The organism is Acinetobacter sp. YH01009 (assembly GCF_013420765.1).
GTDB classification, from domain to species: domain Bacteria; phylum Pseudomonadota; class Gammaproteobacteria; order Pseudomonadales; family Moraxellaceae; genus Acinetobacter; species Acinetobacter amyesii.
Genome location: NZ_VOYE01000001.1, coordinates 505905 through 518989 on the forward strand (window position 1 = coordinate 505905; position 13085 = coordinate 518989).

The following is a 13085-nucleotide window of genomic DNA, read 5'->3' on the forward strand; positions in this document are numbered from 1 at the left end:
CATCTTTTGTCTTTCTGATTTTAAAGTGCATGAGACTGTCAAAATGGCATCACTCGGCTGGTGAGTATGATTGGACAATTGCGCGAATATCATGAAAGCGCAAATAAAGTGTTATCAATAGATTGATTAATAAATAATCACAACACAATCCCTATCGGGCAAAGAAATGTCACATTACGTAAACTTTGATGATTCGATATATTGGATAACGTTTAAGGAACGCACTATTTTCGAAAGATCTTATATTGGGAAACGAATTCGGCTGAGTGTGTGAAAGCCACAAAAAAAGCCCTCAATCAATGAGGGCTTTAATTTGAGATGTTTTAAATCTTTGCGTGATTAGGCTTCAATCGTTTGCACTGCAATTTTCTTTGCAGGATCAGTTTTACGACGTACCGCAGGTACTGGCTCACCATAGTATTGACGGTCAGCAAAGTAGCTTGACCGGACCATTGGTGCAGCCCAAATGTTTTTGAAACCAAGCTTTTGACCATGTGCTGTGTAACGATCAAACTCTTCAGGTGTAACGAAACGATCGATCGGTGCATGTTCTTTAGAGGGCTGTAAGTACTGACCAATGGTGACATAGTCAACATCGTGTGCTTTTAAGTCGTCTAATAACGCGATCACTTCTTCTTCAGTTTCACCAATACCGACCATCAAACCACATTTGGTTGGAACATCTGGGCAGTATTCTTTAAACATTTTTAATAAGTTTAGAGAGTGTTGGTAGTCAGAGCCCGGACGCATTGCTTTATACAAACGTGGCACGGTTTCAATGTTGTGGTTAAACACATCAGGTGGACACTCCGTCATAATACGAAGGGCAACATCCATACGACCACGGAAGTCAGGAACTAGAATTTCCAAAAGTGTTTTTGGACTCAAGTCACGAGCTTCTTTAATACAGTCAACAAAGTGCTGTGCGCCGCCATCAACTAGGTCATCACGGTCGACCGACGTAATTACGGCATATTTCAAACCAAGATTGGCAATGGTTTCTGCCATGTGACGTGGTTCATCTGGGTCAAGAGCATTGGGACGACCATGCGCAACGTCGCAGAATGGGCAACGACGAGTACAGATATCGCCCATAATCATAAAGGTTGCAGTACCGCCACCGAAACATTCAGGTAAGTTCGGGCAAGCCGCTTCTTCACACACGGTATGTAATTTTTGTGCGCGCAAAGTTGTTTTAATACGTTGAACTTCATCAGGGGCAGCCATTTTGACCCGAATCCAGTCAGGCTTACGAGGCGTTTCAACCGTTGGCACGACCTTCACAGGTATGCGAGCGACTTTTTCTGCGCCACGAAGTTTTACACCCTGTACAGGTTTACGGTTCTCAGACATATTCAACTTTTCCACTGTTTTTGACGAGGAGATATTCAAAAAATTAGCTCAATCATTATAGCGGACTTGAGCTTAAATAGGGGGAAAACGATATTCATATAATAAATGTGGTTATCACATAATATATGTGAGCTAAATATCCAAAAAAGTTAGGATATACGTCATAATACAGCCTAGATTAAAGAATATTTGTAAAGGAGCGTTGAATGCCACGTAAGAAAGAGGTCGTTAGTGGAACTTTCGTGAAATACGATGCGGTAGTTCTGGGTTCTGGCCCTGCGGGTGAAGGCGCTGCAATGAAACTTGCTAAATCAGGTAAGCGAGTTGCAATTGTAGATATGCGTGAACAGCTTGGTGGTAACTGTACCCATGTAGGAACAATTCCAAGTAAAGCATTGCGTCAGACCGTTTCAAGCATTTTACGTTACCAACGTGACCCTATGTTCCAAAAAGTCGGTGAATGGAAACAGTTCACGATGAAACAGGTGTTACGTAATGCGCATAAAGTGATTCAACAACAAGTTGAAACTCATTCACGTTTTTATGACCGTAATAAAATTGATATTTTCCACGGCCGTGCGTATATCCAAGATCAAAACACTGTTTTGATTTTTAGCAATGAAGGTATGACGGAAACTTTAGTATTCCAGCAATTAGTGATTGCTACAGGTTCACGTCCTTACCGTCCAGCTGCTTTAGACTTTAATCATCCTCGCGTATTTGATTCAGACAAAATTTTGGATCTGGATTATTCAATCCAAAAAATCATCATTTATGGTGCAGGTGTGATTGGTTGTGAATATGCGTCTATCTTTATTGGTCTAGACCACAAAGTTGACTTGATCAATACACAACACAAATTACTCAGCTACTTAGACGATGAAATTTCAGATGCATTGTCATATCGTTTACGTGAGCAGGGTGTATTGATTCGCCACAACGAACAGATTGATCATCTTGAAACACATGATGATCATGTGGTTCTGCACTTGCAAAGTGGTAAGAAAATTAAAGCCGACGCGATTTTGTGGTGTAACGGCCGTTCTGGTAATACAGATGGTTTAGGCCTAGAAAATGTAGGCATCAAACCAAACAGCCGTGGTCAATTAACCGTGAATGATCAATATCAAACTGAAGTAGAGAATATCTTTGCTGCGGGTGATGTAATCGGTTGGCCTTCACTTGCATCTGCTGCATATGACCAAGGTCGCTGTGCCGGTTCTAACATGAGCGGTGAAGAAGGAATTGCACCTGTAACGGATATTCCTACAGGTATTTATACAATTCCTGAAATTTCTTCGATTGGTAAAACTGAACAACAGTTAACTGAAGAAAAAATTCCGTATGAAGTGGGTCAGGCATCTTTCCGTCATTTGGCACGTGCACAAATTACCGGTGATACCGTGGGCGAGCTTAAAATCTTGTTCCATCGTGATACTTTAGAAATTTTAGGCGTTCATTGCTTCGGTAATAATGCTGCGGAAATTATTCACATTGGTCAGGCCGTGATGAACAGCCCGAACAATACGATTAAATATTTCGTAGAAACCACATTTAACTATCCGACTATGGCGGAAGCGTACCGTGTGGCAACATTGAATGGTATGAACCGTTTATTCTAAGGCTAAATTGAACTTAGAATGTACAATGAAAGACCCGTAAGTTTCGGCTTGCGGGTTTTTTATGGTAAGAATAAAGTGTATGCAAAATATACATTCAATCCACTTATAATCATCAGCATTTCCAACTCATTTTAGGTAGCTTATGACGATCCGTTCAGTGACCATTCAAGGTTTTCGATCTATTCATCATATGAATCTGACCTTATCGCGTCTGAATATCGTCAGTGGTCCGAATGGTTGTGGTAAATCCAATCTATATAAAGCTGTACGTCTCCTGCATGAAGCTGCAAATGGCCAATTATCCCAAGCTATTGCAAATGAGGGCGGGATTCAAAAAATCATGTGGGCAGGTGGTCACCGTGCGGGTGATCGATCGAAAGACCCTAAGCGCATGAAGCTTGCAGTGGAGATGGAGCATTATGAATATCAACTTGAAATAGGTTTTCCTGAACCGCTCATCACCTTGTTTGCACTCGATCCTTTGGTCAAAGTAGAAGGAATTTGGTTAAGCGGTTATCAACGTCGAAAAATGAGCGAGTTGTTAGAGAGAACCAACCAAGCGGCATTTCTTAAAAATGTTGATGAAGAACGGATTGCTTATCCGATGTCTTTAACACCTGAAGAGTCGGTGTTTGGACAATTGTCCGATCCACATTTATACCCCGAAGTTTCACAAGTGCGTGAGACCATGAAAAACTGGCGCTTTTATCATGAGTTTTCTGTCAGTGGAAATTCACCGATCCGTGTCCCACAGGTGGGCATTCGTTCGCCAGTTTTAGCGCATGATGGTACAAATTTAGCTGCGGCTTTTGAAACTTTACGTGAGCGTGGCAACAGTGAAACCTTGTTTGAAGTACTAGAAAAAGCCTTTCCGCAGACCCAATTTTATGTGCAGGAAATGGGTGGGCGCTTTCAAATGATGATGCAAAAGCAAGGGATCTTAAGACCTTTGGAAAGTGCCGAATTTTCAGATGGGACTTTACGGTTTTTGTGTTTAGCTGTGGCTTTATTGAGTCCAAGACCCCCAAATTTTATGGCACTGAATGAGCCAGAAAATAGCTTACATCCCGATTTATTACCTGCCTTGGCGCTGCTGATTGCTGAAGCAAGTCGCTATACACAGCTTTGGTTGACCACACATTCCAATGAGCTGGTTGAAATGATCAAACAGTATAGTGATGTGCAGCATTATCAACTAGATCAGGTCGAGGGGAAAACAGTGGTCAAGGGCGCAAGCTTAATCGATGAGGATTAGATTATTCATTTAGCTCTAGTTTTTTGTTTTAGCTTAAAAAGGCAGAAAAGATAAAAAAGCATAATAGCCGATAAAACTACTTATTAAGCTGAACCAAACTGGCAGTTTGCTGCGAAGTAAAGCAATAATGACGGCAACAAATATACAGTCTGTCCATTGAATGATGTATTTCTGGCTCATTTGAAATAGTAGACACAGTAATAGACCGACGACAGCCGCATTGATCATTTTTAAGGTGCCAAAAAGCATCGGGCATTTCATCAACTTATTCCAAAACGGTAATAAGCCACACAATAATAAAAACGATGGGAAGTAAATCGCCAATGTCGCGAGTGAGGCATTCAATATTGGCACATCGGTCATGGGTAAAAGTGTGCCGAGATAGGTGGCGAAACTAAACAAGGGCCCCGGCATGAGTTGTGCAAGGGCATAGCCTAAGTCAAAATTTTCATTACTGATCAGTCCTGTAGAGACAAAGTCCTGATGTAAAAATGGCAAAATAATATGTCCACCACCAAAGACGAGGGATGCTGTGCGGTAGAAGCTTTCTAAGCTGAAAGACAATATATTGCTATGTTGTATATCGAAGAATGGCAGAACGAAAAAAGGGCTGATAAAGGCGAGAAGCCATAGCCAAGAGGTGCGAGTATTTTCATATGCATTCTGGCTAAAATTGTCATGTTTGGGTGGAACTGTTTCGGTGATATTTGGCTTTTGGCTGCGTAATTGATTTGACGATAAAACTAAACCGATAATTGCAGCGCATAAAATCACCAAAACTTGATTTAGAGAAAATTGAAAGAAATAAATAAAAAATGCAGCTAAAAGCATGACTAGATACTGAAATTTTGTTTTACAGAAGCTTCGCATCATTTGCCAAAATGCCCATGTAACCACAGCAAGGACAATCAACTGAATAACATGAAAGAACTGTGTTGAGAGTTGATCGCTAAGTTTTAAGCTTAAAATCGCCGCGGCACACATCAGCAGGGCGGATGGTAAAGTAAAGCCTAACCACGCCAAACAAGCACCTTGATAGCGGTTGAGTTGAAATCCAATCGCCATGCCGAGCTGGCTACTGGTTGGGCCTGGAAGGACTTGAGTCAAGGCAAGCAAATGCGCATATTCATGCTCCGTTATCCATTTTTCTTGTTTCACAAAATATTGAAAAAACAACACTAAATGCGCAGCAGGTCCACCAAATGCAATACACCCTAATCTTAAAAAGGTGAGAAAGATGACAAGGTTTCGTTGTGGTATGGACTGGCTCATGCGTTACCAATATTAAAAATCGAAATAAGGTTATGAATTTCTAAAGGATAAAATCTTGAATGTTAAAAGATCTTAAAGGCTGATTATTGCAGGAGTATGTAAATCCTGCTTCAAAAATATTTTGAAGTGCTTAGCAGGGAAAAAGATAATTGGACGAAGTGACATAGTGCTGTCCCACATGCACATGGCGTCGGTTTCCGCCGCTGATTAGCATCAGCACATACACATAAAAAATTGTCTAAAAATGACTTCTCCAAAATCAGACACCTTATCAGAAATTTTGAGCGCTTTATTGAAGTGGTTGATGAGTGGCATTGCATCGTTACTTTCAATCATGGCATTTGCAGATGATCAGCTACTTGCTTCACAAGCATTAGCAAGTTATACAGATCAAAACAGTTGGCAGGGCATTCAGCACTATCTACCCAAAGAATACCATTTAACAGAAACGCAGCGACCCAAAGAAGAGTGGTGGAGTTGGCAGGGTCATACTGTTCACTTAGATACTTATCGGAATCCACAGGCAAAAGTGAAGGTGATTCTGTTTCATGGTGTGGGAACAAATGGTCGACAAATGTCGATGATTTTGGGTCATCCTTTGGCACAACGTGGCTATGAAACTATCGCTATTGATATGCCCGGTTATGGCCTCACCCAAGTCAAAAAGGGCTCAAAAATTCGTTATGATGATTGGGTTCAAGCAGGTAATGACCTCATTGAAGCCGAGCTACAAAAAGATCATCGTCCTATCGTTTTGTATGGGCTTAGTGCAGGTGGTATGTTGACCTATCACGTGGCGGCAAAAAATAAAAAGGTGAAAGGTATCGTCGGTATGACCTTTCTAGACACTTCAAATAAAACTGTGCGTGATCAAGTCTCTTTGAATAAATTTATGAGCCGCGTGGGCAGCCCACTGGCTCATGTGACAGCACATACACCATTTTCAGCATTGCCAATGCCGATGCGGTGGGTAAGTAAAATGCATCGCTTGGTGAATAATGACGCAGCATTGCAGGTCTTTTTAAAAGATAAAACGTCAGCTGGGAATAGTGTATCGGTTAAATTTCTAGATTCGTATTTATATTATAAAAATGACACGCCACCGGAGCAGTTTGATGTCTGCCCAATTTTACTAACGCAGCCTGAACAAGACCGCTGGACGCCTTTGGCTTTAAGTCAGCCATTTTTAGCACGGATTCACCAAGTTCCAGTCGATGTCGTGCTGTTGAAAAATGCAGGACATTATCCTTTGGAACAGCCGGGACTTAAGCAAATGGTCAATGCAATAGATGCGTTTTATCAAAAAGTCACGCAATAATCTGTTGAAAGCGTGATGCGTAATTCATACCAACATAGATATAAAAAAACCGCCAGAAGGCGGTTTTTTTTATTGGGACTTTATCGTGGAAATATTTAAGCAAAATGACCATGTTGAAAATCATAAAATGCCTGACGTATTTCATCTTCAGTATTCATGACGAATGGTCCATGTGCCGCAATCGGTTCATTTAAAGCTTCGCCACTTAAAATAAGCAGTTTGGTTGCTTCAAAAGATTTAAGTTTCAAGGACGATACTTGGTCACTCACATATAAAGTCTGTTTCGCATCAAAGCGTTGACCTTCAATTTCGATCGCCCCACTTAATACAAAAATCATGTTATTCCACTGTGGGTTGAATGAAAATTCCTGTTCAGCATTTGCATTCAAGCGCACATCCAATACATTCATCGGGCTAAAGGTTTCAGCGGCGCCCAATGTATCTTCAAATTGGCCAGCAATGACGCGTACCACGCCTGCATTTTGTGCAAGCTTTACTTCAGCAATATTGGCTGTTGTCAGTTCTTGATAGCGAGGTTCAGTCATTTTGGCATGACTAGGTAAATTGACCCAAAGTTGTACCATGTCTAAATTTCCGCCAGTTTTGGCAAAATCTTTAGAATGGTGTTCTTCATGCATAATGCCTCGACCCGCAGTCATCCATTGCACTTCGTCTTTGGCAATGCTGCCGTGATTTCCTTTAGAGTCAAAATGCTCCAATTCACCTTCATAAACAATGGTCACTGTTTCAAAGCCACGGTGTGGATGTGATCCAACACCACGTTGATGGTGACTTGGAGAGAAATGATATTGGCCGGTATAGCCCATAACGAGGAATGGACTGGTTTGATTGCCCATTTCTTGCATAGGGAGCATAGAGTTTGTTGGGAAGCCATCGCCCACCCAAGTCCTACGATCACTATGATAAACACGTTTGATTGAATTCATAATTCAGCCCTCAATTTAATGCTTCTGTGATCTATTATTGAGGTATAGTGAGGGAATGACAGGGCGAAAAACTCAACAGATTATTCTAAAAATGAAACAATCATGCAAAATTTAAATGACTATTACTACTTCGTGCAAGTGGTGAAATACCAAGGTTATACCAAAGCCAGTGAAGCATTGGGTATTACAAAGTCTAAACTATCACGCCGTATTACAGAATTAGAGACCCGTTTGGGTGTACGTCTGATTCAACGTAATACGCGAAAATTTACTGTGACTGAAATAGGACAACAGTTCTATTTACACTGCTTAAAAATTTTAGAGGAAGTCAGCGAAACGGAAAACTTTGTGCTCAGTACGTTGAACGATCAACTCTGTGGCCAAATTAAAATCTCTTGTCCTGTGGCTTTGGTGGAAATGCCTGTTGCAAAAATGGTCACCGATTTTATGCAGCAATATCCTGAGGTCAGTGTGCATCTCATGGCGACCAATCATCGGGTTGATGTCATTGAGGAAGGCGTAGATTTAGCAATTCGTGTTCGTAATATGCCTTTAATGGATAGTGATTTGATCGTTCGAGATTTAGATGCTTGGGATCATGTTTTGGTGGCATCGCCACAACTTTTCTTCGAGCGTGAAATACCACAGCAATTGGCTGAGATTCAAAATTTTCCGTGTATTGGTTTTGATCGGCCTAAACATTTTTGGGATTTCCGACATCGTGAAAAAAGTGAAACTCAACAAATTGAATTTCATCCACGCTTAAGAACTGACAGTTTTAGTGCGATGATTTCTGCTGCTCTTTCTGGCGTGGGAATCGCTTCTTTGCCCAAAGTGTTTGTACGTGATGCTTTAAAAAGTGGTGAGTTAATTGAACTGTTTCCTGAATGGCAATTGCCGCAAGGGGCAATCCATGTTGCATACGCGACACGACAAGGCATGCTGCCGGGTGTGCGTGCGATGTTAGATCATTTAATTTCAGGTTTTAAGGCATTAGATATAGATCATCCGTAATTTGAGCAGTGTTCTTATTGTTTTAAAATTTTAATTATTTGGAGTTATTGCTTAAACACGGATTTTACTGGGTTATTTATTTTTTATTGTTGGCATGAAGTTCAACATTAGTATGGTCGTCCTCCTGCTAGGCTAATTCGCTTTAATAAGCGGCGTTGGTCTGAAGGGAAAGGGCGGCGTGAGTGTAAAGTGGCTTGGTTATCCCAAAATACAATGTCACCTTCTTCCCATTGATGTTCATATCGAAACTCAGGTTTCAATAAATGTTCACGTAAGGATGCAATCAATTCACTGCCTGACTGATCATCGTAGTGAACCAATTCCACTTCAGATCGTTCATTTAACCACAGACCTTTACGGCCACTTTCTGGATGGGTACGTACAAGCGGATGTGGATAGGCATGTCCAACAATCGGTTGGTCTTTGAAACGGTAAAGAGGTGTAGCGCCATATCCCGTTGTGCCTTTATTATTTTTGGCACGGACAAATGGGTTATAGGTAATGAGTTGAAGTTGGTCTAAATGTTTTTGTGTCGCTTCATCTAAAGCTTCATAGGCTTTAATGGTGTTATACCATGAGGTTTGTCCACCGTCTTGCGGTAGTTCAATGGCATAGAGTAATGAGCCAAAAGATGGCAGCGGAGTCCACTGATGATCTGCATGCGCAGCCAATTCACCATGTCCAGTATAGTCACCTTTGCCGACTGCATTTGAAACGGGTACCACGTCTGGTGGTGTACCGGTATCATCTTGTGACGCTAGCACAGGAATATCTGCACCAGGACGGAAAATTGAACCGAAGTAGCTTGCAAACGCGAGATACTGTAAATCATCTAGACTTTGATGTTTAAAAATTAAAATCAAGTGTTCTGCCAGTGCTTGTTTTAAACGGTAGATGGTTTCCCCAGACTGTGCTTTACGCGCATCTAAACCATAAACCACAGCCCCCAAAGCTTGGTCATGTTGCGCTTCAATACGAATTTCATTGCCATCTTGAAATTGTTCTGCTTGATGCCAACGTGGAGCATCATGGATGGCTTGCGAAAGTTGAGTTAATGCAGTCATTTCATAAGTTCTCAAATTGTTCTTTATTGAGACTTAATCTATGGAAGAAAGCACAGGATGGAAAATTAAAAAATAAGCTAAGTTTATGAAAAAACGTATTATTAATACTAATATGCTGAAAATGCAGCTTTTATTGAATCATGTAGTAAATAGCTAAAAAACTGCTGTTGTAGTGTTGATAAAACAGCAGTTTGAATTGGAATTAAGGTTTCTATGCGTCTTTAATGTGCACAAAACGCTTGGTTAAAGTATTCGAATAATTCAGGCGTTTGGCTCCATAAGCCGATGGATAAAGCCAACAAGGCCAGAATACTGATAGCAATACTGAGTCGGAACCATAATGTTGAATTAGTCATGAATGACACTTTCCTCATTAACCATGAAATGTACCAATACCCCAAAAATACTCAGGACAATCGAAAAAATCCAAATGGCATCATAGTTACCGGTCATATCGTGGTTCACACCACCCAACCAGCCACCAAAAAATGAACCGACTTGGTGTGTAAAGAACACGATACCGCTGAGCATACTGAGATATTTAACGCCAAACATATTGGCCACAATACCGTTGGTGAGTGGTACGGTAGAAAGCCATAATAGTCCCATAATGACGCCAAATGCATAGATTGTCCATGTGCTTAAAGGCAGCAAAAGAAAGGAAATAATGGCAATGCCACGTAAACCATACAGTCCCATCAACAGCTTTGGTTTGGAATATTTGCCACCGAGCCAACCAGCTGTGTAGGTGCCGACAATATTAAATAGTCCAACGAGCGCGAGGAAAATAGTGCCCGTAGTGGCATTAAAGCCATGATCGATTAAATATCCCGGAAGATGGATGCCAATAAACACCACTTGGAAGCCACAGACAAAGAAACCGAGTGCTAGAAACCAAAAGGGTTTATGCTCCCAAGCCAATTGCAAAATTTGTTTAAAAGTCAGAGAGGCTTCATGCGTATTAGTTGCATTTGGTGCAACATACATTGGTGCTTTTAGCATCCAAGCTAAAGGAATAATAAGCGCAATTAAAATGGCGCTGACCACCAAAGCCGAAGACCAACCCAATTTTTGCAATAGCAGTAATGTAGAGGGCAGCATAATGAACTGACCAAAAGAACCTGCTGCACTGGCAATACCCATGGCTAAACTACGTTTGTCTGGATGCGCTGCACGTCCTACGGCAGAAAGTAATACTGGAAATGATGTGGCTGAGAGAGCCAAACCCAGGATTAAACCTGCGCTTAAATTAAGAAGTAAACCGGTAGAGCTGATGGCCATGAGTAATAGCCCTAGGGCATATAATGCACCCCCGACGGCGACCACGATCTTACTGCCATATTTATCTGCAAAAGCCCCAGTAATTGGCTGTACAGCACCCCAAATTAAGTTTTGCATGGCAATGGCAAGGCTAAAAACGTTATGTCCCCAACCAAATTCATCACTCATCGGCACGAGATAGAGGCCAAATGCATGACGCACCCCTAAAGACAATGCCAAAATAATAGCACTGCCAATGAGCATGTAAATCAGGGGCTTTGAGAAACGAGTATCAGACATACAGCAGGCTACATTCTTTAAATTTAATCCAATGGTATTCGAATAAACGCAGAGTTGCGATTAAATTTAATTCACCAAACAATAAATTTTTTTTATAGGTAACTATGGATGAATAAAGGAAATTGACACAGCAGAAATTCAAAAGTGTCTAAATGAGATTGAAAAGATATCTCAGAATAAAAGACCATATGTAGCCTAATAAAAAAGACGGCTGTAGCCGTCTTTTTATATTTAGGTTATTAATTAGAAACGCATACCGATACCTGCATACGCAAGAATTGGATTTACTTCAATATCGGCTTTAGATTTGATCAGTTCACCATGTGTCGCATCTGTAACGGTAATGGTGGTTTCATTCTGTAGGTGTGCATAGCTGACAGAACCTACAGCAAACCATTTGTCGTTGAAGTCATAAGTAAAACCAGCTGTCACAACAGGAGCAAAAGCATCAGAAGCTTCTAACTCAACTTTTGGCTTAGCTTTACTTGGTTTACCGTCAAGTGCGGCACCAGCATTGCCTTCTTTAATATTGGCAATCATATGTCCAGCAGCAATCAGGTCTTTTTCTGTACGTGGATTAATTTCTAGTTCATTAAAGTATGCATACATTACGCCTAGACCCACATAGGGACGGAATTTATTGACGCCAGTTTTACCGAAGTGATATTGGATTTCTGCAGCGGGGGTCCATGCACGAGCAGATGCCGCTGGGCCGTAGGCTTCTAAATCTGTAATCAGCAAACTATTCTTCATTGCGATTTCAGGTAGGTCGATAATACCTAACTCAGGTGTCGCAATAGCTGCAAATGGCGCATAAATTTTTCCTTTGCCGTTTAGGTCTACCTCAGGTGGGATACCGGCTTTCATTTCTAAAGAAATGTTATCAGTAAAGAAATAGTTGGTCATGATGCCTAGTGTGGTTACATCATCGGCTTCAAGGCCAGTACCTTGGTTATCCCAACTTTGTAGGCCATTAATTTCAGCAGTACCGCTTAGCCCTGCTGGTAAGGTACTCGTACCTAATTTATCGAGCAAACCGACAAACCAAGTAGAAATGTTTGGATCCATAGCAGGATCCATATTGGCTTTTACTGCGTCAATTGAAATATCACCAACTTTGGCTGTTTCACCATTTTTTACTGATGTATCAACATGGAATGGTTGTGCTTTACCTTGTGGCATAACATGTAAGGCACCAACAGAGACAGAAAAACGTTTGAAGCCATCGCCATCTTTTAAACTAAAATATGGTGAGTCTGCATGACTGAGCATAGGTAGGGCTGCCATAGAAGCAGCAATGCACAATACACTTTTTTTCATTTGAAAGGACTCCATGTCCGTAAATTGATAATAATTTTTCTAAGTGCCCATTATTCAAAATTAGTGCGTAAAAAATGTTATAGAAAACAACAGTAAAGGTAATAGTCCTGTAACATTTTTGATGATTTGTATTATTTGAAGGCTTTAATTAGGTATTTGTGTAAAAAAATCGAACATTTTTGAAATTTAGAAATGGTTCTATCTATTTGTAAATACTCAATATTTATTGACATAAATGACAGTGCTTTGGTTGATTTGGGTCAATAAATTAGTTTAAAACGACCATATTTAAAGCAGTTTTTTGTGCTGTTGTCCTCTATAGATATAAAAATTCATAGCTAATTATGGAGTCTTTATATG

At 40.8% G+C, this 13085-nt stretch carries 11 protein-coding genes; 4 read left to right on the forward strand and 7 right to left on the reverse strand.

Features of this window, described 5'->3' with window-relative positions:
* Positions 1–339: 339 nt before the first annotated feature.
* Positions 340–1353: a lipoyl synthase gene (gene lipA, locus FTT76_RS02620; RefSeq protein WP_180004941.1), complete on the reverse strand. Its 1014-nt coding sequence runs from the start codon at positions 1351–1353 to the stop codon at positions 340–342.
* A gap of 206 nt (positions 1354–1559) precedes the next feature.
* Between lipA and sthA the strand changes: the two genes are divergently transcribed.
* Both sthA and FTT76_RS02630 read left to right on the forward strand, forming a co-directional pair.
* On the forward strand, positions 1560–2975 hold the full coding sequence (gene sthA / locus FTT76_RS02625) for a Si-specific NAD(P)(+) transhydrogenase (protein ID WP_078190237.1): 1416 nt from the start codon (positions 1560–1562) through the stop codon (positions 2973–2975).
* Between the two features lie 142 nt (positions 2976–3117).
* Positions 3118–4230 carry an AAA family ATPase gene (locus FTT76_RS02630; RefSeq protein ID WP_180007673.1) on the forward strand — a complete coding sequence of 371 codons (1113 nt, stop codon included), beginning with the start codon at positions 3118–3120 and terminating at the stop codon, positions 4228–4230.
* Positions 4231–4263: 33 nt separating this feature from the next.
* On the opposite strand, the gene chrA is transcribed toward FTT76_RS02630, so the two are convergent.
* Positions 4264–5502, reverse strand: coding sequence for a chromate efflux transporter (chrA, locus tag FTT76_RS02635; protein WP_180007674.1), 1239 nt, complete (start codon positions 5500–5502; stop codon positions 4264–4266).
* Between the two features lie 334 nt (positions 5503–5836).
* Here chrA and FTT76_RS02640 point away from each other — a divergent pair, with 334 nt between their 5' ends.
* Positions 5837–6820, forward strand: a complete 984-nt coding sequence (locus FTT76_RS02640; protein ID WP_257224555.1) for an alpha/beta hydrolase — start codon at positions 5837–5839, stop codon at positions 6818–6820.
* A gap of 95 nt (positions 6821–6915) precedes the next feature.
* Here FTT76_RS02640 and FTT76_RS02645 read toward each other — a convergent pair whose 3' ends face one another.
* Positions 6916–7767: a pirin family protein gene (locus tag FTT76_RS02645; RefSeq protein WP_180007676.1), complete on the reverse strand. Its 852-nt coding sequence runs from the start codon at positions 7765–7767 to the stop codon at positions 6916–6918.
* Between the two features lie 102 nt (positions 7768–7869).
* Here FTT76_RS02645 and FTT76_RS02650 point away from each other — a divergent pair, with 102 nt between their 5' ends.
* Positions 7870–8781, forward strand: a complete 912-nt coding sequence (locus FTT76_RS02650; RefSeq protein WP_180007677.1) for a LysR substrate-binding domain-containing protein — start codon at positions 7870–7872, stop codon at positions 8779–8781.
* Positions 8782–8888: 107 nt separating this feature from the next.
* Here FTT76_RS02650 and FTT76_RS02655 read toward each other — a convergent pair whose 3' ends face one another.
* The 4 genes from FTT76_RS02655 to FTT76_RS02665 all read right to left on the reverse strand — a co-directional run bounded on the left by FTT76_RS02655 (position 8889) and on the right by FTT76_RS02665 (position 12725).
* On the reverse strand, positions 8889–9845 hold the full coding sequence (locus tag FTT76_RS02655; RefSeq protein ID WP_078190229.1) for a TauD/TfdA family dioxygenase: 957 nt from the start codon (positions 9843–9845) through the stop codon (positions 8889–8891).
* 221 nt (positions 9846–10066) lie between these two features.
* The gene (locus tag FTT76_RS17585; RefSeq protein WP_257221407.1) at positions 10067–10201 is read right to left on the reverse strand and encodes a hypothetical protein; all 135 of its coding nucleotides are present in this window, start codon (positions 10199–10201) and stop codon (positions 10067–10069) included.
* Complete coding sequence (locus tag FTT76_RS02660; RefSeq protein WP_180007678.1) at positions 10194–11405, reverse strand: MFS transporter; 1212 nt, start codon at positions 11403–11405, stop codon at positions 10194–10196. The genes FTT76_RS17585 and FTT76_RS02660 overlap by 8 nt, the downstream gene beginning before the upstream one ends.
* Before the next feature lie 243 nt (positions 11406–11648).
* Entirely contained in the window at positions 11649–12725 is a 1077-nt protein-coding gene (locus FTT76_RS02665) for an OmpW family protein (protein ID WP_180007679.1), read from the reverse strand.
* Positions 12726–13085 lie beyond the last annotated feature (360 nt).